Annotated in this window: 21 protein-coding genes and 1 pseudogene; 13 read left to right on the top strand and 9 right to left on the bottom strand. The window is 71.9% G+C overall.

Annotated features, from left to right (window positions below):
* Positions 1-67 precede the first annotated feature (67 nt).
* The 6 genes from OG309_RS16010 to OG309_RS15985 all read left to right on the top strand — a co-directional run bounded on the left by OG309_RS16010 (position 68) and on the right by OG309_RS15985 (position 6,291).
* Positions 68-835, top strand: a complete 768-nt coding sequence (locus OG309_RS16010; protein ID WP_329421531.1) for a redox-sensing transcriptional repressor Rex — start codon at positions 68-70, stop codon at positions 833-835.
* Positions 832-2,187: a glutamyl-tRNA reductase gene (locus OG309_RS16005; RefSeq protein ID WP_329421529.1), complete on the top strand. Its 1,356-nt coding sequence runs from the start codon at positions 832-834 to the stop codon at positions 2,185-2,187. Before OG309_RS16010 ends, OG309_RS16005 begins: the two co-directional genes overlap by 4 nt.
* Positions 2,184-3,170, top strand: coding sequence for a hydroxymethylbilane synthase (gene hemC / locus OG309_RS16000; RefSeq protein WP_329421526.1), 987 nt, complete (start codon positions 2,184-2,186; stop codon positions 3,168-3,170). The genes OG309_RS16005 and hemC overlap by 4 nt, the downstream gene beginning before the upstream one ends.
* Positions 3,167-4,837, top strand: coding sequence for a uroporphyrinogen-III synthase (locus OG309_RS15995; RefSeq protein WP_329421525.1), 1,671 nt, complete (start codon positions 3,167-3,169; stop codon positions 4,835-4,837). The genes hemC and OG309_RS15995 overlap by 4 nt, the downstream gene beginning before the upstream one ends.
* Before the next feature lie 133 nt (positions 4,838-4,970).
* Positions 4,971-5,978 (top strand): porphobilinogen synthase, encoded by a 1,008-nt coding sequence (gene hemB / locus OG309_RS15990; RefSeq protein ID WP_329421524.1) that lies wholly within the window; start codon positions 4,971-4,973, stop codon positions 5,976-5,978.
* 40 nt (positions 5,979-6,018) lie between these two features.
* On the top strand, positions 6,019-6,291 hold the full coding sequence (locus OG309_RS15985) for a DUF1876 domain-containing protein (protein WP_329428350.1): 273 nt from the start codon (positions 6,019-6,021) through the stop codon (positions 6,289-6,291).
* Between the two features lie 12 nt (positions 6,292-6,303).
* Here the strand turns inward: OG309_RS15985 and OG309_RS15980 are convergent, their stop codons facing one another.
* On the bottom strand, positions 6,304-6,996 hold the full coding sequence (locus tag OG309_RS15980) for a DUF4232 domain-containing protein (RefSeq protein WP_329421523.1): 693 nt from the start codon (positions 6,994-6,996) through the stop codon (positions 6,304-6,306).
* Positions 6,997-7,228: 232 nt separating this feature from the next.
* On the opposite strand from OG309_RS15980, the gene OG309_RS15975 reads away from it, so the two are divergent.
* On the top strand, positions 7,229-8,455 hold the full coding sequence (locus tag OG309_RS15975; protein WP_329421521.1) for a helix-turn-helix domain-containing protein: 1,227 nt from the start codon (positions 7,229-7,231) through the stop codon (positions 8,453-8,455).
* Between the two features lie 33 nt (positions 8,456-8,488).
* On the opposite strand, the gene argS is transcribed toward OG309_RS15975, so the two are convergent.
* Entirely contained in the window at positions 8,489-10,258 is a 1,770-nt protein-coding gene (gene argS / locus OG309_RS15970; RefSeq protein WP_329421520.1) for an arginine--tRNA ligase, read from the bottom strand.
* 227 nt (positions 10,259-10,485) lie between these two features.
* On the opposite strand from argS, the gene lysS reads away from it, so the two are divergent.
* Both lysS and OG309_RS15960 read left to right on the top strand, forming a co-directional pair.
* Positions 10,486-12,207: a lysine--tRNA ligase gene (gene lysS, locus OG309_RS15965; protein ID WP_329421519.1), complete on the top strand. Its 1,722-nt coding sequence runs from the start codon at positions 10,486-10,488 to the stop codon at positions 12,205-12,207.
* Positions 12,208-12,354: 147 nt separating this feature from the next.
* Complete coding sequence (locus tag OG309_RS15960; protein ID WP_329421518.1) at positions 12,355-12,561, top strand: hypothetical protein; 207 nt, start codon at positions 12,355-12,357, stop codon at positions 12,559-12,561.
* A 92-nt stretch (positions 12,562-12,653) separates the two neighbouring features.
* Here the strand turns inward: OG309_RS15960 and OG309_RS15955 are convergent, their stop codons facing one another.
* The 3 genes from OG309_RS15955 to OG309_RS15945 all read right to left on the bottom strand — a co-directional run bounded on the left by OG309_RS15955 (position 12,654) and on the right by OG309_RS15945 (position 15,754).
* Positions 12,654-13,901 carry a DUF2637 domain-containing protein gene (locus OG309_RS15955; RefSeq protein ID WP_443067571.1) on the bottom strand — a complete coding sequence of 416 codons (1,248 nt, stop codon included), beginning with the start codon at positions 13,899-13,901 and terminating at the stop codon, positions 12,654-12,656.
* Between the two features lie 108 nt (positions 13,902-14,009).
* A complete protein-coding gene (locus OG309_RS15950; RefSeq protein WP_329421517.1) occupies positions 14,010-14,741 on the bottom strand; it encodes a DUF3558 domain-containing protein in 732 nt (243 codons plus the stop codon).
* Between the two features lie 116 nt (positions 14,742-14,857).
* Positions 14,858-15,754 carry a DUF3558 domain-containing protein gene (locus OG309_RS15945; protein WP_329421514.1) on the bottom strand — a complete coding sequence of 299 codons (897 nt, stop codon included), beginning with the start codon at positions 15,752-15,754 and terminating at the stop codon, positions 14,858-14,860.
* A 175-nt stretch (positions 15,755-15,929) separates the two neighbouring features.
* Here OG309_RS15945 and OG309_RS15940 point away from each other — a divergent pair, with 175 nt between their 5' ends.
* Entirely contained in the window at positions 15,930-17,123 is a 1,194-nt protein-coding gene (locus OG309_RS15940; protein WP_329421513.1) for an RtcB family protein, read from the top strand.
* A gap of 175 nt (positions 17,124-17,298) precedes the next feature.
* Here OG309_RS15940 and OG309_RS15935 read toward each other — a convergent pair whose 3' ends face one another.
* Positions 17,299-18,063, bottom strand: coding sequence for an SDR family NAD(P)-dependent oxidoreductase (locus OG309_RS15935; RefSeq protein ID WP_329421512.1), 765 nt, complete (start codon positions 18,061-18,063; stop codon positions 17,299-17,301).
* Positions 18,064-18,124: 61 nt separating this feature from the next.
* Complete coding sequence (locus tag OG309_RS15930) at positions 18,125-18,460, bottom strand: YnfA family protein (RefSeq protein ID WP_329421511.1); 336 nt, start codon at positions 18,458-18,460, stop codon at positions 18,125-18,127.
* A 93-nt stretch (positions 18,461-18,553) separates the two neighbouring features.
* Here OG309_RS15930 and OG309_RS15925 point away from each other — a divergent pair, with 93 nt between their 5' ends.
* A complete protein-coding gene (locus OG309_RS15925; RefSeq protein ID WP_329421509.1) occupies positions 18,554-19,030 on the top strand; it encodes a hypothetical protein in 477 nt (158 codons plus the stop codon).
* 33 nt (positions 19,031-19,063) lie between these two features.
* On the opposite strand, the gene OG309_RS15920 is transcribed toward OG309_RS15925, so the two are convergent.
* Positions 19,064-20,485: an FAD-dependent monooxygenase gene (locus OG309_RS15920; RefSeq protein WP_329421508.1), complete on the bottom strand. Its 1,422-nt coding sequence runs from the start codon at positions 20,483-20,485 to the stop codon at positions 19,064-19,066.
* A gap of 129 nt (positions 20,486-20,614) precedes the next feature.
* Here OG309_RS15920 and OG309_RS15915 point away from each other — a divergent pair, with 129 nt between their 5' ends.
* On the top strand, positions 20,615-21,175 hold the full coding sequence (locus OG309_RS15915; protein WP_329421506.1) for a TetR/AcrR family transcriptional regulator: 561 nt from the start codon (positions 20,615-20,617) through the stop codon (positions 21,173-21,175).
* A gap of 67 nt (positions 21,176-21,242) precedes the next feature.
* A pseudogene (locus OG309_RS15910) lies at positions 21,243-21,716 on the top strand (MarR family winged helix-turn-helix transcriptional regulator); the annotation flags it as partial.
* Positions 21,717-21,892: 176 nt separating this feature from the next.
* Here OG309_RS15910 and OG309_RS15905 read toward each other — a convergent pair.
* Complete coding sequence (locus OG309_RS15905) at positions 21,893-22,630, bottom strand: Mut7-C RNAse domain-containing protein (protein ID WP_329421503.1); 738 nt, start codon at positions 22,628-22,630, stop codon at positions 21,893-21,895.

The raw sequence follows: 22,630 nt of genomic DNA, 5'->3' as shown, positions 1-22,630 counted from the left end.
CTGCATTCGACGGGGCGGTCCTGGGACACACGGCCGCCTGCAGCCCCGCTCATCCCGCAGGAGCACCGTGGCAACTGGCCGAACTCACCGACCGGCGACCCGTAGCCGAGGAATTCCCGAGGCCACCGTCGCCCGCCTTCCGCTGTATCTGCGTGCCCTCACGGCGCTGTCGGAGCGCTCCGTACCCACGGTCTCCTCCGAAGAGCTCGCGGCCGCCGCGGGGGTCAACTCCGCGAAGCTGCGCAAGGACTTCAGCTACCTCGGCTCGTACGGGACGCGCGGCGTCGGCTACGACGTCGAGTACCTCGTGTACCAGATCTCCCGCGAACTCGGCCTGACCCAGGACTGGCCCGTCGTGATCGTCGGTATCGGTAACCTCGGCGCCGCGCTCGCCGGCTACGGCGGCTTCGCCTCCCGTGGCTTCCGGGTCGCCGCCCTGATCGACGCCGACCCCGCCATGACCGGCAAGCCGGTCGCCGGGATCCCCGTCCAGCACACCGACGACCTGGAGAAGATCGTCAGCGAGGACGGCGTCTCCATCGGCGTCATCGCGACCCCGGCCGGGGTCGCCCAGGTGGTCTGCGACCGCCTCGTGGCCGCCGGTGTCACCTCCATCCTGAACTTCGCCCCGACCGTGCTGTCCGTGCCCGACGGCGTGGACGTGCGCAAGGTCGACCTCTCCATCGAACTGCAGATCCTCGCCTTCCACGAGCAGCGCAAGGCCGGCGAGGAGGCGGGCGCCGACGCCGCGCCCGTGCCGCCGGCCGGCCGTGGTGCGGACGAGGGCGAGCGCAAGGGACCTGACGGGGACATGCCCGCCGTGATGCCGGCATGAGCCTCCTCGTCGTCGGTCTCAGCCACCGCAGCGCCCCCGTCAGCGTCCTGGAGCGGGCCTCCCTCTCCGGTGACGCCCGCGCCAAGCTGCTGCACGACACCCTCGCCGCCGAACCGGCCGCCGAGGGCGCCGTCCTGGCCACCTGCAACCGCATCGAGCTCTACGCCGACGTGGACAAGTTCCACGCCGGTGTCGCCGAGCTGTCCACGCTGCTCGCCCAGCACAGCGGCGTCGGCCTCGAAGAGCTCACCCCTTATCTCTATGTGCACTACGAGGACCGGGCCGTCCACCACCTCTTCTCGGTGGCCTGCGGCCTGGACTCCATGGTCGTCGGCGAGGGTCAGATCCTCGGCCAGATCAAGGACGCCCTCGCCGTCGGCCAGGACCTGCACACCGCCGGACGCCTCCTGAACGACCTGTTCCAGCAGGCCCTGCGGGTCGGCAAGCGGGCCCACAGCGAGACCGGCATCGACCGGGCCGGCCAGTCGCTGGTCACCTTCGGGCTCCAGCAGCTGGCCGAGGGCACCGACGTCGACGCCTGGGCCCGGGGCAAGCGCGCGCTGGTCATCGGCGCCGGCTCGATGTCCTCGCTGGCCGCCGCGACCCTCGCCCGCGCGGGCGTCGCCGAGATCGTCATCGCCAACCGCACGGCCGCCCGCGCCGACCGGCTCGTGGAGATCCTCACCGAGCCCGGAGGAACGGGCGTGGCCGCGCGCGCAGTCGAAATGGTTGCCGTCGGCGACGAACTGACACGTGCCGACATCGTCGTCTCCTGCACCGGCGCCACCGGACTCGTCCTCACCGGCGACGAGATCGAGGCCGCCGCCCGGGGCCGCACCGAGCCCCTCCACCTGCTCGACCTCGCCATGCCCCGCGACATCGACGCCGCCGCCCACCGCACGCCGGGCGCCCGCCTCGTCGACATCGAGTCCCTGGCCGAGGCCTCCGCCGACGCGCCCATGGCCGCCGACGTCGACCAGGTGCGCACCATCGTGTCCGACGAGGTCGCCGCCTTCGGCGCCGCCCAGCGCGCCGCGCACATCACGCCGACCGTGGTCGCCCTGCGCGCGATGGCCGCCGACGTGGTCGCCGGCGAGGTCGCCCGCCTCGAAGGCCGGCTGCCCGACCTCGACGACAAGCAGCGAGCCGAGATCACCCAGACCGTGCGCCGCGTGGTCGACAAGCTCCTGCACGCGCCGACCGTGCGCGTCAAGCAGCTCGCCAGCGAGCCCGGCGGCGCCGGGTACGCGGACGCACTGCGGACACTCTTCGACCTCGACCCGGAGACGGTTGCCTCTGTCAGCCGGGCCGACCTGAACGACGGCGACGTCAAGAACCGAGGGCGAGTATGACCGAGAGGGCACTGAGGCTCGGGACCAGGCGCAGCAAGCTGGCCATGGCCCAGTCCGGACATGTGGCCGACGCCGTCCGGCAGGCGACCGGCCGACCCGTCGAGCTCGTGGAGATCACGACGTACGGGGACACCTCCCGCGAGCACCTCGCGCAGATCGGCGGCACCGGCGTCTTCGTCGCCGCCCTCCGCGACGCGCTGCTCGCCGGCGAGGTCGACTTCGCCGTGCACTCCCTCAAGGACCTGCCGACCGCCCAGCACCCCGACCTGGTGCTGGCCGCGATCCCCCTGCGCGAGGACCCGCGCGACGTCCTCGTCGCCGGCCCCGGGGTCACCCTCGACCGGCTGCCCGCGGGCGCCCGGGTCGGCACCGGCTCCCCGCGCCGCATGGCCCAGCTCAACGCGTACGCGCGCAGCCACGGCCTGACCATCGAGACCGTGCCGATCCGGGGCAACATCGACACCCGCGTCGGCTACGTACGCAGCGGAGAACTGGACGCGGTGGTACTCGCCGCGGCCGGACTCAACCGCATCGGCGGAACCGAGGAGCTCACCGGCTCCCTGTCGCTCGACCACCTGTCGGTCGACTCGGTCCTGCCCGCCCCCGGCCAGGGGGCCCTGGCGGTCGAGTGCCTGGCGTCCGACGCCGCGCTCGTCGCCGCGCTCGCCGAGCTCGACGACCCGTTCACCCGGGCCGCCGTGACCGCCGAGCGATCCCTGCTCGCCGCCCTGGAGGCCGGCTGCTCCGCACCTGTGGGTGCGCTGGCCGACCTGCTGGCCGACGACCCCGGTCACGGGCAGGTTGTCACCGAAATGCGCCTGCGCGGCGTCGTCGGCACCACCGACGGCTCGACGCTGGTGCAGCTGTCCACCACCGGTCCCGTACCCACCTCGCACGACGAGGCGGTGGCACTCGGACGCGAACTCGCGGACGAGATGCTCGCCAAGGGTGCGGCCGGTCTTATGGGGGAGCGAGCACTTTGAGCCCCACCAGCCCGACCACCAGCCCCGTGTCCGCAGCCTTCTTCGGCCACGGTCACGTCACGTTCCTCGGCGCAGGCCCGGGCGACCCCGGACTGCTGACGCTCCGGGCCGTCGAAGCCCTGGCCGGAGCGGACGTCCTGATCGCCGAGCCGGAGGTGCTCGAAGTCGTTCGCGACCATGCTCGCGCGGGCGTGAGCACGCCTGAGCTTACGGTCATTGACGACGCGTCAACAACCGTCGGTGTCCCCGTGTTGAGGGATGCGACCAATCTTGTCATGGAGGCCGCACGGGGCGGCAAGCGGGTCGTCCGTGCGGTGACCGGCGACCCCGGCCTCGACGGAAACGCAGGTCAGGAGATGCTCGCCTGCGCCGCCGAGGGCATCGCCTTCGAGGTCGTGCCCGGCGTCGCCACCGCCGTCGGCGTGCCCGCGTACGCCGGTGTCCCGCTGCGCGACGCGCAGGGCACCGACGTCCGCTTCGTCGACGCCCGCACCGCCGACGACCGCTGCTGGGCCGAGGTCGGCGCCTCCGACGGCACCGTCGTCGTCTCCACGACCCTCGACGCGGTGGCCGCGGCCGCCGGTGAACTGGTGGCGGCAGGCCGTAAGCCGGACACCCCCCTCACCGTCACGATCGCCGGCACCACCACGCGCCAGCGCACCTGGAACGCCACGCTCGGCACCATCGCCCAGGTCTTCAAGCAGGGCAAGGTGCTCCCCTCGCCCGAGGGCCACCGGCCGGCGATAGCCGTGGTCGGCGAGCGAAGCGCCGCCGCACAGCGCGACCAGCTGTCGTGGTTCGAGTCCAAGCCGCTCTTCGGCTGGCGGGTCCTCGTGCCGCGCACCAAGGAGCAGGCCGCGTCGCTCTCCGACCAGCTGCGTTCCTACGGCGCGGTGCCGCACGAGGTGCCGACCATCGCCGTCGAGCCGCCGCGCACCCCGCAGCAGATGGAGCGGGCGGTCAAGGGCCTGGTCACCGGCCGCTACGAGTGGATCGCCTTCACCTCGGTCAACGCCGTCAAGGCCGTCCGGGAGAAGTTCGAGGAGTACGGGCTCGACGCCCGCGCCTTCGCCGGCATCAAGGTCGCCGCGGTCGGCGAGCAGACCGCCGCCGCCCTCGTCGACTTCGGCGTCAAGCCCGACCTGGTCCCCAGCGGCGAGCAGTCCGCCGCCGGCCTCCTGGAGGACTGGCCGCCCTACGACCCGGTCTTCGACCCGATCGACCGCGTCTTCCTGCCGCGCGCCGACATCGCGACCGAGACCCTCGTCGCCGGGCTCATCGAGCTGGGCTGGGAGGTCGACGACGTCACCGCCTACCGGACCGTACGGGCCTCGCCGCCGCCGGCGGACACCCGCGAGGCGATCAAGGGCGGCGGCTTCGACGCCGTGCTCTTCACGTCCTCGTCGACCGTGCGGAACCTGGTCGGCATCGCCGGCAAGCCGCACAACGTCACCGTCATCGCCTGCATCGGCCCGGCGACCGCCAAGACGGCCGAGGAGCACGGCCTCCGCGTCGACGTCCTGTCGCCCGAGCCCTCCGTGCACAAGCTGGCCGAGGCCCTCGCCGACTTCGGCCTCCGCCGCCGGGCGGCGGCCCTGGAGGCCGGGGACCCGGTGACCCGGCCGAGCGAGCGCCGGCCCGGAGCACGGCGTCGCCGCACGACGTGACCTGACGCGGGTACGCGAGGGGGCGCGGGTCCATCAGGACCCGCGCCCCCTCGCGTACCCCCGTCCCCGCGTCGTACCGGCGGCAACACCGTGTCGGTAAGTGCGCCGGGCGGGCGGGCGTAGCCTCGGGGGCATGAATTCGTACGGATCCTTTCCCGGGGCGCGCCCGCGCCGGCTGCGGACGACTCCCGTCATGCGGCGGATGGTGGCCGAGACGAGGCTGCATCCGGCCGATCTGATCCTGCCCGCCTTCGTGCGGGAGGGCGTCACCGAGCCCGTGCCGATCGCCGCCATGCCCGGCGTCGTCCAGCACTCGCGGGACACGCTGCGCAAGGCCGCCGTCGAGGCCGTCACCGCCGGCGTCTCCGGGATCATGCTGTTCGGCGTGCCCGAGGACGCGAAGAAGGACGCCGCCGGCACGGCCGGCACCGACCCCGACGGCATCCTCCAGGTCGCCATCCGCGACGTGCGCGCCGAGGTGGGCGACGACCTCGTGATCATGTCCGACCTGTGCCTCGACGAGTACACCGACCACGGCCACTGCGGCGTCCTCGACGCCGACGGGCGCGTCGACAACGACGCCACCCTGGAGCGCTACGCCGAGATGGCCCAGGTCCAGGCCGACGCCGGCGTCCACGTCGTCGGTCCCTCCGGGATGATGGACGGCCAGGTCGGCGTCGTCCGCGACGCCCTGGACACCATCGGCAAGGAGGACGTGTCGATCCTGGCGTACACCGCCAAGTACTCCTCCGCCTTCTACGGCCCCTTCCGCGAGGCCGTCGGCTCCTCCCTCCAGGGCGACCGCAAGACGTACCAGCAGGACCCGGCCAACCTGCGCGAGTCGATGCGGGAGCTCGCCCTCGACCTGGAGGAGGGCGCGGACATGGTCATGGTGAAGCCCGCCGGGCCCTATCTGGACGTCCTCGCCAAGGTCGCCGAGTCCGTCGACGTGCCCGTCGCCGCGTACCAGATCAGCGGCGAGTACGCGATGGTCGAGGCGGCCGCCGAGAAGGGCTGGATCGACCGCGACAAGGCGATCTTCGAGACCCTGACCGGCATCCGCCGGGCCGGCGCGAAGATGATCCTCACGTACTGGGCGACGGAGGTCGCGCAGAAGCTGGGGGCGGCGCACTCTGGATAGGTAGCCGACAGGTATCCCGCCGGAGGTGGTCCTCATGATGATGAACACGCTTGTCGGGTGGCACGTCGAGATGGAGTTCCAGGAGGAGGGCGACCGGACGAGGGCGGCGGCGATGGTGCGGCTCAGCGACGGCACCGAGTTCCGCGCCCACGGCAACGCCAACCGGCACCCCTCCGACCCGGAGCAGCTGCGGGTCGGGGAGGAGATCGCCGGAGCCCGTGCCCTCATGGACCTCGCCTCGCAGCTGCTGCAGAAGGCCCACACCGAGATCGACGACGTCTCGGGGCGGGCCTCCCATCCGATCAACCGCTGAGGTCCGCGGTCCTCAGTACGTGAGCGCGTCCTGCAGGGAGCGCTGCCAGTACGACACGGCGGCGCCGTCGTCGGCGAACGTGCCGCTCGGCGCCGTCACCGTCTTGCCGCTGTCCGGGGTCAGGTAGACCTGGATCGTGCGGATGGTGCGGCCGTGGGTGTCGGGACCCGGCTCGCCCGTCAGGATCAGCGATGCGTAACCCGACTCGCCCGGCGCCAGCGTCACCACCGCCTGCGGCTTGCTGTCCTCCACGACCCTGATCGCCGCCTGAGGGTCGTCGAAGCCCACGGTGGGCGCGCCCAGGGCGTTGCAGGGGCGGCTTCCCACGTTGGTGACGGTCAGCGCCAGGTGGTTGACGGGGCGGCTGACCCTGCTCGCCACGATCCTCGTGTTCGCCGCCGTGCAGGTGACGGTGACGGGGGTCCCCGAGGACGGCTTGTGGGGCTTGGCGGACGGCTTCGGCGCGGGCTTCCCGGTGGTCTGGGGCGCCGGCTTCGCGTCCTGCTGCGACGCGGTGGGCTGCGTGGACGGCGTCCCGGAGGGCTGCTCGGCCGGGTCGGTCGTCGCCGGCGCCGTGTTCGTCGCCGACGTGACCGGGGCCGGGTCCGCGGTCGTCTTGCTCCCGTCCGACTGGCAGGCGGTCAGGGCGAGCGCCGCCACGAGGGCGGTGGCGGGCAGGGTGAGGCGGCGGGCGAAGGTGCGCATGGTGGGTTCCCCGTGTGGTGGTCGACGAACGGTGCGGTGCGGGCTGCGGTCAGCGGTGGGTCAGGAGAGCGATCACGATCGCCGTGCAGGCGATCAGCACCACGACGGCCAGGACGTCGGTGACGCTGCTGTTCGGCATGGCTCAAACCCTGCGGGCTGAGGTGATCCACCCGCAATCGGCACGGGACAATGGGGGACGCTGGAACGCTCACACCCACTGTGACCTGGGGAAATGACCCTCCCCTGGAACGCGTTCCCGGGATGCGGGGAGATGCTGATGGAGGCGGCGGACGGCTTCGCGGAGCTGATGCGCGGACTGAAGGAACGCTCCGGAGTCAGTTACGGCGCGCTGGCGAAACGGCTGCACGTCAGCACCTCGACCCTCCACCGGTACTGCAACGGGGACGCCGTGCCGACGGAGTTCGCCCCCGTCGAGCGGCTCGGGCGGCTGTGCGGGGCAGGGCGGGAGGAGCTCGTCGAGCTGCACCGGGCCTGGATCCTCGCGGACGAGGCGAGGCGACGGGGGAAGGCGGAGCCGGGGGGTGACGCGGGGGTCGAGTCGGCGGCCGAGTCAGCGGCCGAGGAGGGGGACGCGGAGGGGGGCGAGGAGGGAGCCGGAGGGGGGCCGGGGGCGGTGGCGGCCGGGGGCGAGCCGGGTGCCGGGTCCGGGGTCGTGGCGCCTGGGCCCGTCTCCGCCGGCGGCGTCCCGCGGTCCCGCAAGCGGCTCGTCATCGTGCTCGCCGCCGTCGCGGTCGTCGGACTCGTCGTCCCCACCGCGTACGTGGTCGGGCGCGCCGACGACAGCCGGGACGGAGCCGCCGGAGCGGGCGCCGACGCGGGGCCGCCCGCGCCGCTGAGCGTCGGCATCAGCTCGTACAACTGGGCCGAGCCCTGCGGCCAGTACTACGTGCTCGACCAGCAGCCCGGGCACGTCCCGCCGCCGCCCACGCCCCAGGACACCCGCGGCTGGGCCCGCGCGCTCGGCGGGATCGACGGCGGGCACATGCAGCTCCAGCTCACGGTCACCGGCCGCACCCAGGCACCCGTGGTCCTCACCGGGCTCCACGTGCGCGTCGCCGAGCGCGGCAAGCCGCTGGACGGGTCGGTGTACTCCATGGGCGACGGCTGCGGCAGCGGGGTCACCCCGCAGACCTTCGACGTCGACCTCGACGCTCCCCGCCCCTACCTGAAGCCCGTCGCCGGAATGGACGGCGACCGCGTGGTGCCCGCGAAGAACTTCCCGTACAAGGTCTCCACCGGCGACCCCCAGGTCCTCAACCTGGACGTGCACACCGAGGGAAACGCCGCCACCTGGTACCTGGAGCTCACCTGGAGCAGCGGCGAGCAGCACGGGACGGTCCGCGTCGACGACGGCGGACAGCTCTTCCGCACCACCGCGATCGAGGGACGCCCCACGTACGGCTACTGGCCCGACAAGGGGACCTGGTTCAAACAGTGAGCAGTGAACCGGGCCCCCCGTCGTGCCGTCGCGTCAGAGGCGCTCGGGGGTCCGGATGCCCAGCAGCGCCATGCCCTGGTGCAGCGTGCGCGCGGTCAGGTCGCACAGGAAGAGGCGGTTCTCCACCTGCTCCGGGGTGTCCGCCTTCAGGACCGGGCACTCCGAGTAGAACGTCGTGTACTGCGACGCCAGCTGGTACAGGTACGCCGCCAGCTTGTGCGGCGCGTACTCCACCGCGGTCTCCTGGACCAGCTCGCCGAACGAGTCCAGGTGCAGACCCAGCGCCCGCTCCGAGGGCGCCAGCGCCAGCTCCGGGTGGGCGACCGGCTTCGCGTCCCCCGCCTTGCGCAGGATCGACTGGATGCGCGCGTACGCGTACTGCAGGTACACCGACGTGTCGCCGTTGAGCGACACCATCTGGTCCAGGTCGAACTTGTAGTCACGCGCCGCCGACGTCGACAGGTCCGCGTACTTCACCGCGCCGATGCCCACCTGGGCACCCCGCTCGGCGATCTCCGCCTCCGACAGGTCCTGGGCCTTCTCGCGGACCACGGACGACGCACGGTCGATCGCCTCGTCCAGCAGGTCCACCAGCCGCACCGTCTCGCCCTCACGGGTCTTGAACGGCTTGCCGTCCTTGCCGAGCACCGTGCCGAACGCCAGCTGGACGGCCTTCACCTCGTCGTTCAGCCAGCCCGCCCGGCGGGCCGTCTCGAAGACCATCTTGAAGTGCAGCGACTGACGGGCGTCCACCACGTACAGCAGCGTCGAGGCCTTCAGGTTGCCCACCCGGTCGCGGATCGCCGACAGGTCCGTCGCCGCGTAGCCGAAGCCGCCGTCGGACTTCTGGACGATCAGCGGGGTCGGGTTGCCGTCCGGGCCCTTCACGTCGTCGAAGAACACGCACAGCGCGCCCTCGGAACGCACCGCGACGCCCGACTCCTCCAGGAGCCGGCACGTCTCCTGCAGCATCTCGTTGTAGCCGGACTCGCCGACCACGTCGACGTCACGGATGTCCATGTCCAGCTTGTCGAAGACCGAGTAGAAGTAGATCTTCGACTCGTCGACGAACCGCTGCCACAGCGCCAGCGTCTCCTCGTCGCCCGCCTGCAGGTCCACCACCCGCGCCCGCGCCCGTGCCTTGAACGCCTCGTCGGAGTCGAACAGCGCGCGCGAGGCCTTGTACAGCCGGTTCAGGTTCGACATGGCCTCCTCGCCGGAGACCTCCACACCCTCACCGTCGACCTTGTGGTCCAGCTCGTGCGGGTGCTCGATCAGGAACTGGATGAGCATGCCGAACTGGGTGCCCCAGTCGCCGATGTGGTGACGCCGCACCACCGTCTCGCCCGTGAACTCCAGGATCTCGACCATCGCCGCGCCGATCACCGCCGACCGCAGGTGCCCGACGTGCATCTCCTTCGCCACGTTCGGCTGCGCGTAGTCGATCACCGTCGTGCCCGCCGAGGGGTTGAACGGCACACCCAGCCGGGCGTCCGCCGCACGGGCGGCCAGCGTCCGCACGATCGCCTCGTCGGTCACCGTGATGTTCAGGAAACCGGGGCCCGAGACCTCGATCTCCTTCAGCGCGTCGTTCTCCGGGATCGCCGCGACGACCTGCGTCGCCAGCTCACGCGGATTGCCCTTCAGCCGCTTCGCCAGCGCCAGGATGCCGTTGGCCTGGAAGTCGGCCCGGTCGCTTCGTCGCAGCAGCGGGTCGGCGGACCCGGCGTCCGGCAGCGCTGCCGAGAGGCCGTCCGCGAGGCGCTGCTGCACGGTCGAAGCGAGGGAAGGGACCGAGGCCATGAGCTTCCGTTCCTGTAGGGGGATGTCCGGGCAGCGCCCGGTGGTCTATTTCGCTTGTCAAGTGTCCCATGGGGCGGCAACGTGTTTTCTCCGCCTGTGGACAAAACACCAGCCTGTGGACAACCTCGGAGCGCGCCGTTCCGTCTGGGACAATGACGGAAGCAACGCTGCAAGGCCGCGAGGCTGTGCAGGGCATCAGGGAATCCAGGAAGAAGGACGTACCGACCGTGGCTCAGAGCAGCACCGAGACCGACTGGGTCTCCCGTTTCGCGGACGAGGTCATCGCCGAGTCGGAGCGACGTGCGCCTGGCAAACCGGTCGTCGTCGCCTCCGGCCTCTCCCCGTCCGGCCCCATCCACCTCGGCAACCTGCGCGAGGTCATGACCCCGCACCTGGTCGCCGACGAGGTCCGCCGCCGCGGCCACGAGGTCCGCCACCTCATCTCCTGGGACGACTACGACCGCTACCGCAAGGTGCCCAACGGCATCGAGGGCATCGACGAGTCCTGGGCCGAGCACATCGGCAAGCCGCTGACCTCCGTCCCCGCCCCCGCCGGCTCCCCCCACGCCAACTGGGCGGAGCACTTCAAGGCCGCCATGGTCGAGGCCCTGGCCGAGCTGGGCGTCGAGTACGACCCCATCAGCCAGACCGAGCAGTACACCGCGGGCGTCTACCGCGAGCAGATCCTGCACGCCATGAAGCACCGCGGCGACATCGACGCCATCCTCGACCAGTACCGGACGAAGAAGGCCCCGAAGAAGCAGTCCCAGAAGCCCCTCGACGAGGCCGAGCTCGAAGCCGCCGAAGGCTCCGGCGCCGCCGGCGAGGACGACGGCTCGGGCGCCGGCGCCGGCTACTTCCCGTACAAGCCGTACTGCGGCCGCTGCGAGAAGGACCTCACCACGGTCACCTCGTACGACGAGGAGACGACCGAGCTCGCCTACACCTGCACCGCCTGCGGCCACACCGAGAACGTCAAGCTCAGCGAGTTCAACCGCGGCAAGCTGGTCTGGAAGGTCGACTGGCCCATGCGCTGGGCCTACGAGGGCGTCATCTTCGAGCCCTCCGGCGTCGACCACTCCTCGCCCGGCTCCTCCTTCCAGGTCGGCGGCCAGATCGTCGGCATCTTCGACGGCGTCCAGCCCATCGGCCCCATGTACGCCTTCGTCGGCATCAGCGGCATGGCCAAGATGTCCTCCTCGCGCGGCGGCGTCCCCACGCCCGCCGACGCCCTGGCGATCATGGAGCCGCAGATCCTGCGCTGGCTCTACGCCCGCCGCAAGCCCAACCAGTCCTTCAAGATCGCCTTCGACCAGGAGATCCAGCGGCTCTACGACGAGTGGGACAAGCTGGAGGCCAAGGTCGCCGACGGCACCGTCCTCCCCGCCGACGCCGCCGCCTACACCCGCGCCGCCCGCACCGCCGCCGGAGAGCTCCCGCGCACCCCGCGGCCGCTTCCGTACCGGACGCTCGCCTCGGTCATGGACATCACCGCGGGCCACGACGAGCAGACCCTGCGCATCCTCACCGAGCTCGACCCGGAGAACCCGGTCACCACCCTCGACGAGGTCCGCCCCCGTCTCGACCGCGCGGAGAACTGGATCACCACCCAGGTCCCCGCCGACCAGCGCACCATCGTCCGCGCCGAGCCCGACACCGAGACCCTCGGCACCCTCGACGACGAAGGCCGCGAGTCGCTCCGCCTGCTCCTGGAGGGCCTCGACAGCCACTGGTCCCTCGACGGCCTCACGACCCTCGTCTACGGCGTCCCCAAGGTCATGGCCGGTCTGACCCCCGAAGCCAAGCCCACCCCCGAGCTCAAGCTGGCCCAGCGCTCCTTCTTCGCGCTGCTCTACAAGCTGCTCGTCAGCCGTGAGACCGGCCCCCGCCTGCCCACCCTGCTCCTCGCCGTCGGCGCGGACCGGGTGCGCAAGCTGCTCGGCGCGTAACGGGCCCCTCACCCGGCCCGGTCACACCGGAAGGCCGTCACCCGCACCGCGGGCGACGGCCTTCCGTCTCTTCTGCATCCTTCGACGGAGGACGGGTTCCGCCGTGGGCACGACGCGACGCCCACCCCGCCGGGAGACCGTGGAGGCATGAAGAACGAAGCCCTCGCAGTCATCGGCTGGATCGCCCTCGTCCAAGGCGGACTCGGCGCCGGAGGCCGCCTCTTCGGAGACGGCCCCTGGGGCCTGCTCCAGAAAGGGTGGGACATCCCCACCCCCGCCTACCTCGTCCTCTTCGCCCTCGGCGCCGCCCTCGCCTCGTACGGCGAGAACGCGAAGCGGAAGGCCAAGGCCTGACCGCGCGGGCCCGGGAGCGCGCATGGAGCGCCTAGGCCCGGGACCAGCGGCGTGCGGCGCGTACGGCGTGCGGTGCCTACGGCGTGCGGTGCCTACGGCGTGTGGGTCTCCGCCCACTCCTGCTCGATCCGGTGCCGCAGCTGCGGCGTCAGCTCCCGCAGGATCGACGCACTCCGCGGGTGCGTGATGCCGTACATGTCACTCAGCCTTATGTCGAGCTGCTCCGAAGTCGGGAACTCCTGGTTCTCCTCCAGGTAGTCCCACATCGCCTTGTACGCCGACTCCGCGAACTCGTCACCCGAAGGCTCCTCGTCCACGAACTCCGAGTACTCCTCGAACTCCTCGGGACCCGGCGGAGGAACATCCTCCGGCCCCTGCGGAATCGGCACCGGAGTCGGCTCGAGCCCCTCCACGATCTGCGGGTTGTACGAACCCTGATACGTCTCCGGCGACACCTGAGCCGCGAACCACTGGCTCTCCTGCGACGCCGCATCCGCACCCGCCACCGGCCCCCGCACCTGCGGCGGAACGGTCCCGAGCTGCCCCGGCACACCACCCGCCACCGGCTGCGCCACCGGCACCTGCCCCTGCGCCAACTCCGGCTGCTGCTGCGCCTGCACCGCCTGCATCGGCGCGGGCGGCAACAGCACGGGCTCCACACCCGCCGCCGCCAGACCCGCCGCCGCGGTCTCCGCCAACGGCACCCCGTACTTCGCCAGACGCAACGGCATCAACGCCTCCACCGGAGCCTTGCGCCGCCACCCCCGCCCGAACCGCGCCTGAAGCCGCGCCTGATAGATCAGCCGGTCCTGCTCCAGCTTGATCACCTGCTCGTACGAACGCAGCTCCCACAGCTTCATCCGCCGCCACAGCCGGAACGTCGGCACCGGCGACAACAGCCACCGCGTCAGCCGCACGCCCTCCATGTGCTTGTCGGCCGTGATGTCCGCGATCCGGCCCACCGCGTGCCGCGCCGCCTCGACCGCCACCACGAACAGCACCGGAATCACCGCGTGCATGCCCACGCCCAGCGGATCCGGCCATGCCGCCGCACCGTTGAACGCGATCGTCGCCGCGGTCAGCAGCCACGCCGTCTGCCGCAGCAGCGGGAACGGGATGCGCATCCAGGTCAGCAGCAGATCCAGCGCCAGCAGCACACAGATGCCGGCGTCGATGCCGATCGGGAAGAAATACGAGAAGGTGCCGAAACCCTTGTCGATGGCGAGCTCACGCACAGCGGCGTACGAGCCGGCGAAACCGATCCCGGCGATGACCACCGCACCGGCGACGACCATGCCGATGAGTATCCGGTGCGTCCGTGTCAGCTGCATCGCGGCCACCCGCGACCCCTCCCCGTCAAACGACAACTCGCGGGCACAGCGTGGCACACGCACCACGGGCCCGGCCCCCGGGGGAGGGACGGGCCCGTCGCAAACCAGCTCAAACCACTACTTGTTGGCCACCGCGACCGCCGCGACAGCCTCCTTGGCCGCCTTCAGCGCACCATCGGTCACCGTCTTCGACGACGGACCGTCCGCACCCGCGTACCCCGCACCGTTGTACGAGAGCAGCACCAGCACGTTCCCCGTACGCGCCACCACCGACGCGTACGTGAAGTCCTCGTCGGTCTTCCGAAGCTCGTACGTCACCGTGTTCGCCTCGTCGCCGATGCCGCCCGCGGTCATCGTCTTCAGCTTCTTGGCACCCTGGGTGCCCTGGATCTTGGCCAGCTCCTTGGCGTAGTTCTCCGCCGCCCGCTCCTGACCGCTGCCGAGCGTCGCATCCGACTCGTAACGGTAGAAGGACACGTCGAGCCACCGGTACTGCGAGCCCTTCACGCCCTTGTCCTCAAGACCGTTCCACGAACAGCCACCCCGACTGGTCGCGTCACTGGACTCGGCCGTCGTACCGTTCTTCGCCTTCGCCTTCGGCACCAGGCTCGACGTCGTCTTCGCCGACACCGCCTTGCACACGTCCGGCAGCTTCGCGAACTTCGCCGCCTCCACGGTCTTCGTCGGCGTGGGCTTCGGAGTCGCGGACGCCGACGACGAAGCCTGGCCCGAGGACCCGGAGCCCTTGTCCCCGGAATCCGAACCGGACGAACAACCGGCGGCGACGAGCATCACCGGGACGGCGGCGCAGGCGAGTATGCGGGAGAGTCGCGAGGCGGATCGCTGCATGGTTCCTTCAGTCGCTTGTCGTACAGGCCCGCGCGTCACACGGACCGGCGGCCGGCGGCCGGGGTACGCCGACACGTTACGTGGTCCGACCCCGCTCACGGAGCGGGTCCGAACCGCTACTCCTCCAGCCGCTCCACGAGCAGACGAGCCAGATTCCGCGCCTTTTCCTGCAGCTCCCCGCTGTCCGGAGCCTCCGTCGAAGCCGTCGACTGCTCTTCGTACTGCACCGTCACGATCACGTTCGATGTGCGGAACACCACGCTCACGAGCCGCTTCACACCCGCGGGACCCGTCGTCGTCAGGGCGTCGTCGAGATACGCGACCTCACCCAGACCCTCCAGGGAACGCGGCTCCAGACCGGTGGTGGGAGACGAGGAAGGAGCCGTCGCGCCGGGCGCGCCCGCCGAACCGCTCTGACCGGCCGGCGGATTGCCCGACCCGGCCACGTGCCCGCCCGGGGTCTGCGGCGGAAGATGCCCGGCCGCGGCGGTCCCGGTGGCCGAGGCCGTCGCGGTCGGCGTCGGAGTCGCCGACTTCGGCGTGATCGGCACACCGGCCGCGGTCTGCTTGCCGACGTACACCTCCTGCGCCCGGTCGTCGTCGCTCACCGCCGGGTCGTACGAGACGACCCGCTCGATGTCCAGGGTGAGCCGGTGCGCCGCGTCGGGGGAGTCGGCCTTCCAACTGCAGCCGACCCGGCGGTCGGTGTCGAACGTGACGGCCGCGGTGCCGCGATAGGCGCGATCCCGCTCGGCGTCCGGCAGTGCCGCGGCCCCCGGGAGCAGGTCCTTCAAGGTCGCCTGCGGGACGGCACCACAGGGCTCGAAGAGCGTGCGGTAACGACCGGGGGGAGCGGTCGGGGAGGCGGGCCCCGCCTTGGAGTCGACGGTGTCGATGTCCGCCTTCGCGCCGGAGGAGCAGCCGCTCAGGCCGATTCCCAGACCGAGGGCGAGGGCGGCCGCGGTGAGCACCGCGGGCCTGGACCGGCCGGGTGCGTACGCCTTTCGCTGCACGATTCCAGGCTCCCTTCTCCCGGAGGCATCCCCCGAAAACCGTTTGTCGCGCCCCACGGGGCGATGAACACAATGTCTATCGCACGCACTGCTGTCGATGCCGGTCCGTAGTCACCTGTACGGGCTTGTGCTCCGGTTTTTGCGCTATCAGACTTTATGGGGGAATCGAGGAAGTATGTCGTACGTAGAGGTAGCGGGCGCGAAGGTACCCATCCGCCTGTGGACCGACCCGGCGTCGGTCGACGAGGGCGCGATGCGACAGCTCCAGAACACGGCGACCCTGCCCTGGATCAGGGGCCTGGCCGTCATGCCGGACGTGCACTACGGCAAGGGCGCGACGGTCGGTTCGGTGATCGCGATGCAGGGTGCGGTGTGCCCGGCGGCGGTCGGCGTCGACATCGGCTGCGGCATGTCCGCCGTCAAGACGTCCCTGACCGCGAACGACCTGCCGGGCGACCTGTCGCGGCTGCGGTCGAAGATCGAGCAGGCGATTCCGGTGGGCCGTGGCATGCACAGGGAGATGGTGGACCCGGGCCGGCTCTTCCAGTTCCCGACGGCGGGCTTCGGGGACCTGTGGTCGCGGTTCGACACGGTCGCGGATTCGGTGAAGTTCCGACGGGAGCGGGCCGAGAAGCAGATGGGAAGCCTTGGCCAAGGCAACCACTTTGTTGAACTTTGCATCGACACCTCCGGTGCGGTGTGGCTCATGCTGCACTCCGGATCCCGGAACGTCGGCAAGGAGCTTGCCGAGTACCACATCGGCGAGGCGCAGAAGCTGCCGCACAACCAGGGGCTGGTCGACAGGGACCTCGCGGTCTTCGTCGCGGACACCCCGCAGATGGCGGCGTACCGGAACGACCTGTTCTGGGCGCAGGAGTATGCCCAGTACAACCGCGCGATCATGATGGCGCTCTTCCAGGAGGTCGTGCGTCGTGAGTTCCGCAAGGCGAAGGTGAGCTTCGACCCGGTCATCTCCTGCCACCACAACTACGTGGCGGAGGAGCGGTACGAGGGCATGGACATGCTCGTCACCCGTAAGGGCGCGATCCGGGCAGGCTCCGGTGAGTTCGGGATCATCCCGGGCTCGATGGGTACCGGTTCGTACATCGTGAAGGGCCTGGGCAACGCGGCGTCGTTCAACTCCGCCTCGCACGGAGCCGGCCGTCGGATGAGCCGGAGCGCGGCGAAGCGGCGCTTCTCGGCGCGGGACCTGGAGGAGCAGACGCGGGGTGTCGAGTGCCGCAAGGACTCCGGCGTCGTGGACGAGATCCCGGGCGCCTACAAGCCGATCGAGCAGGTCATCGAGCAGCAGCGGGACCTGGTCGAGGTGGTCGCGAAGCTGAAGCAGGTCATCTGCGTGAAGGGCTGAGGGGCGAACGGGCGACGGGGCGCCGTCGTCGTGGCGCGGTCGCACCAGCTCGGGGCGCTAGGGTCGTGTTCAGCCATGGGAAGTTTTCGCCTTCCTCATGGTGAGGCCCCCGGTCGGGACGGAAGTCCCGGCCGGGGGCCGTTCTGCGTGAGTCGTGCCGAGCCGGCGGGGGCCGTCAGAGCTCGCGGTGGACCTTGGTGTTGGAGGCCTGGGCTCGGGGGCGGACGACCAGGAGGTCGATGTTGACGTGCGGGGGGCGGGTGCAGGCCCAGGTGATGGTGTCGGCGACGTCGTCGGCCGTCAGGGGCTCGGCCACGCCTGCGTAGACCTTGGCGGCCTTCTCCGTGTCGCCGCGGAAGCGGGTGGTGGCGAACTCGTCCGTCTTGACCATGCCGGGGGCGACCTCGATGACGCGGACCGGGGTGCCGACGATCTCCAGGCGGAGGGTCTCGGCGAGGACGCGGGCGCCGTTCTTCGCGGCCACGTAGCCGGCGCCGCCCTCGTAGGTGGAGTGGCCGGCGGTGGAGGACAGGACGACGACCGTGCCGTCGCCGCTCGCGGTGAGGGCGGGGAGCAGGGCCTGGGTGATGTTGAGGGTGCCGATGACGTTGACCTCGTACATCCGGCGCCAGTCCTCCGGGTCGCCGGTGGCGACGGGGTCGGCGCCGAGGGCGCCGCCGGCGTTGTTGACCAGGACGGCGAGGCTGCGGAACGCGGTGGCGAACTCGTCGACCGCGGTGCGGTCGGTGACGTCGAGGGCGTAGGCGGTGGCCTGGTGGCCGGCGTCGTTGATCTCGGCGGCGAGGGCTTCGATGCGGTCCTTGCGGCGGGCGGTGAGGACCACGCGGTAGCCGGCGGCGGCGAGCTGTCGGGCGGTGGCGGCGCCGATTCCGCTGCTCGCTCCGGTGACGACGGCGATGGGGGTACCGGCGGCAGTCATGACGTGCTCCTCGCGCGTGTGGTCGATTACGGTCGATCGCCCGGTCAGGATAGGCGGGGTGTCAGCGTCCGCGGGGGGCGTACATGATCACGGCCATGCCGGCGAGGCAGATGAGGGCGCCGATGACGTCCCAGCGGTCGGGGCGGTAGCCGTCGGCGACCATGCCCCAGGCGAGGGAGCCGGCGACGAACACGCCGCCGTAGGCGGCGAGGATGCGGCCGAACTCGGCGTCGGGCTGGAGGGTGGCCACGAAGCCGTAGATGCCGAGGGCGATGACTCCGGCGCCGATCCAGATCCAGCCGCGGTGTTCGCGTGCGCCTTGCCAGACGAGCCAGGCGCCGCCGATCTCGAAGAGGGCGGCGAGGGCGAACAGGGCGATGGAGCGGGCGATCAGCATGGGGGGAAGGGTGTCATCCCGTTCGTGTGGTCTTCGGGACACGCGGCTGACGATTAGTCAGAACATATGGGTATCTGTCGGTATCTTCTGGGCATGAGTGTGATGCGCAAGGCTCTGCTCGGCGCGGCCCTCGCCGCTGCCCTGACGGTCGGTACGGGGGGTGGCGCCCGCGCCGTCGGGCCCGGAGCCGAGGCCGATCTGGCCCATCACGGGCATGTCTCCCTCTGGGACGGACGGCTCGGGGTGTGGCTGGTCAGTGAGAACCACGGGCCCTCGAACGTCTCCCAGGCGACCGTGCGGCTCGCCTTCTCGGTGCCCATGGCGGGCGGCCAGGAGCTGCCGCCGGCCTGCCTGTGGAGCAGCGACCGGGTGGTGTCCTGCCGGACCGGTGAGCTGCGGGCGGCCGGTGCGGCCGGTGAGCTGGCCCTCGATCTGCGGACGGCCGGGCGGCCGGACGAGCTGACCGTGGACATCCGCACGGCGTGGCGGGACGGGGTCGCCGACACGAATCCCCGGAACGACCGGCACCGGGTGCTGGTGCTGGCCACGGGGGACCCGTACGTCTTCTGATGCCGGCCGGCTCGGTCGGCTCGGTCGGTCCGGTCAGGGCTTGAGCGGGGTCGTGTAGCCGTCCGGGCGGATCAGGGTCGTCTCGCGGCGGGTCGGGTCCGCCCAGGCGGTCCGTATGAGGCGGGCCGGCGCGACCGGGGCGGTCGGGGGCAGGGCCGGGGTCCTGCCTTCCGGGGCGATCAGGACGAACTCGCCCGCGCGCAGCGCCTCGTACAGGCGGCCCTCGCGCAGGGCCTCGTCGGGGGCGCGGCGGGCGCCGGAGGCGTAGGTGATGCCGATGCCGGTGATCTGGCCCATGGCGCGGGTGGCGACCGGGCGGACGGTGCCGAGCAGGTGGGTGGCGAGGGTGCGGGCGGTGCGCTGGAGCGGGGTGCGGGCCATGGCGAGGCGCACGAGGGTGCCGCTGCTGCGCAGGACGGTGGCGCCGACCGGGTGCCGTTCGGCCTGGTAGCTGTCGAGCAGGGCGTCGGGGTCCCGGGCCTCGCCGCGCAGGACGGCGGTCAGCTTCCAGGAGAGGTTGGCGGCGTCCTGGAGGCCGGTGTTCATGCCCTGGCCGCCGGCCGGGGAGTGGACGTGGGCGGCGTCCCCGGCGAGGAAGACGCGGCCCGAGCGGTACGCGGGGGCCTGGCGCTCGTCGCTGTGGAAGCGGGAGACCCAGCGGGCGTCGTGCATGCCGAGGTCGCTGCCGAGGGCGCGTCGGGTGATGGCCCGGACGTCGTCGAGGTCGACGGGTGCGGTGTCGTCGGCCTGGCGGGTGCCGTCCCAGCCCATCACCCGGTACCAGCCGTCGCCGAAGGGGGCGACGAAGGCGAAGGCGTCCTCGGCGGCGGTGACGGTGAGCAGCCTGCCCGGTTCCTCGGTGAGGCGGACGTCCGCCAGGACCATGGAGCGGATGACCGACGCGCCGGGGAAGGGCAGGCCCAGGGCCGTGCGCACGGAGCTGTGCACGCCGTCCGCCCCGACGAGGTAGCGGGCGCGGAGGGTGTCGCCCGTGGCCAGTTCGGCGGTCACCGTGTCGGTGTCCTGGCGGAGGGTGCGCAGTTCCGTCCCGTACCGGAAGTCCACGCCCGCGGCCCGCGCCCGGCCTTCGAGGAGGCGTTCGACCTCGTACTGCGGGGTGAGGAGGAGGAACGGGAAGCGGGAGGGGAGCGCGGACAGGTCGAGGGTGAGCCGGCCGAAGAGGCGCAGGTCGGCCACGGGGGTGCCGGTGGCGACCAGGGCGTCGGCGAGGCCGCGGGCGTCGAGCTGCTCCAGGGTGCGGGCGTGGACGCTGAAGGCGCGGGTGAGGTTGCTGATGCCGGGTGCTCTGCGCTCGACGAGGGTGACGCGCAGGCCTGCGGTGGCGAGGTCGCCGGCGAGCAGCAGGCCGGTGGGGCCCGCGCCGACGACGAGGACGTCGGTGTCCGCCGCCGTGTCCGCGGCCTGCGTGTCGTTGCTCGTGCCCTTGGTGCTCATCGTTGCCTCCGAGAGGGTCCTGCTCGCACATCAACGGCCGTTGGCCAACGCCTGTTGGTCAACGCTCGTTGGCAATTCTGGACCCGCCGCGCATGGCGTGTCAACGCCCGTTGGCCTACAGTCGTTGGCATGACGACCGCACGGCGCTCCGACGCCACCCGCGCCGCGATCCTGGACGCCGCCCGCGAGCACTTCGCCAGTGAGGGGTACGAGCGCGCGACCATCCGGGCCATCGCCCGTGACGCCGGGATCGACCCGTCGATGGTCATGCGCTACTACGGCAGCAAGGAGGGGCTGTTCACCGCGGCCTCCGACTTCGCGCTGGAGCTCCCCGAGCTCGGCGCCCTGCCCGCCCGGCACGTCGGTGCCGCGCTCGTCGCGCACTTCCTCGACCGCTGGGAGCGCGACGACGTCCTCACGGGGCTGCTGCGGGTCTCCGTCACCAACGCCTCCGGGACCGAGCGGATGCAGAAGATCTTCGCCGAGCAGCTCGGGCCGATCACCCTCGGCGTCTGCCCCGACCCCGCCGAGGCGCCGCGCCGGGCCGCGCTCGTCGCCTCCCAGATCCTCGGCATGGCGCTCGCCCGCTACGTGCTGCGGCTGCCGCCCGCCGTCGAGATGTCCCGCGAGGAGGTCGCCGCCTGGCTCGGTCCGACCGTCCAGCGCTACCTCACGGCCGAGCACCCCTAGGGCGCGCACGGCCGGACGTGCCCTGCGTCGCGTCCGGGCCGCAGTGCCTGTTCCGTACACTCTCTGCATGCCGCAGGGGACCAGCGCACGGCGCGACGAGCTGATGACCGAGCTCCAGGGGGAGGCCCGGCGCTACATGGCCGCGTACGCCCTGTTCAACCAGGCCGTCGCCGACCATCTGGGGCTGCATCCGACGGACGTGCAGTGCCTCAACCTGCTCAGCCTGGAGCGCGACCCGGTCACCATCGGACGGATCGCCGAGCTCACCGGGCTCACCACCGGTTCCGCCACCCGGCTCGTCGACCGCCTGGAGCGGGCCGGGTACGTGCGGCGGGAGCGGGACGCGGCGGACCGGCGGCGGGTCATGGTCGCGCCGGACCCCGAGCGGATGGCCGAGCTCGGCGCGTTCTGGCGGCGGCTCAACGGGACCTGGGGCACCCTCTTCGACGGCTACAGCGAGCCGGAGCTCGCGCTGCTCACCGGCTACATGCGCAAGACGGTCGAGCTGAGCGCCGTACAGATCGAGCGGCTGCGGTCGGGGGCGTTCTCGGGTGCCTCCGAGGAGCCGGCCGGGGAAGCCGGTGATGCCAGGGACCCCGGGGACGCCAGGGACCCCGGGGACGCCAGGGACCCCGGGGACGCCAGGGACCCCGGGGACGCCACGGACCCCGGGGACGCCAGGGACCCCGGGGATGCCAAGGGCGCAGGGAAGCGCCCCTAGCGCGCCGCCGCCTCGCCGAACTCCCGCAGCGCGTCGCTGACGACCGTCTCCAGGCGGGCGTGGTGGGCGCCCCGCCAGTACACCCGGTCGCACCTCGTGCACTGCGCGAAGACGTCGTACGTGTTCTCCGTGCCCTGCTCCAGCCGCTCGCGCACCGAGTCCTTGTCGGCCTCCGCCAGCTCCCCGTTGCACGCCGTGCAGCGGGTCCAGGGCGCGAGGCGCGGCGCGAAGCGGCCGAGGACGTCCCGGAGCTGGGCGTCGGGCTGGTCGCTGTAGACGTACGCGCCGGCCCACAGCTCCCGGCGGCGCAGCAGGCCCCGGTCGCGGGAGAGCAGCACGCGCCGCTCCTTCGCCGACAGCGCGGCCAGCGCCGGGTCGCCGATGTCCTCGCTCTCGTACGCGGCGTCGACGCCGAGCAGGCGCAGCCGCCGGGCGAGCGTGCCGAGGTGCACGTCGAGCAGGAACCGGAGCGGGGCGCCGGGGACCGGCTGGGGGCGTTCGACGCCCTCGACGTCGACGGTCTCGCCCGCCACCGGCACGTGCGAGGCCTCCACCGGCCGCCCGTCCACGAGGAGCCGCCCGGCCTCGGTCAGCGGCACGCCCAGCGACTCGACCACGTGGCCGAGCGAGGACGAGCCGTCGGTCGTCACGGCCGAGTGCCCCGAGCGGCGGTCGGCCGCCACGAAGAGGCGCAGGGCGGGGGCGAAACTGATCTGGATCTCCGGTCCGTTCAC

It is taken from the genome of Streptomyces sp. NBC_01268, assembly GCF_036240795.1.
GTDB lineage: Bacteria > Actinomycetota > Actinomycetes > Streptomycetales > Streptomycetaceae > Streptomyces.
This window is presented reverse-complemented; position numbering and strand designations above follow the sequence as displayed.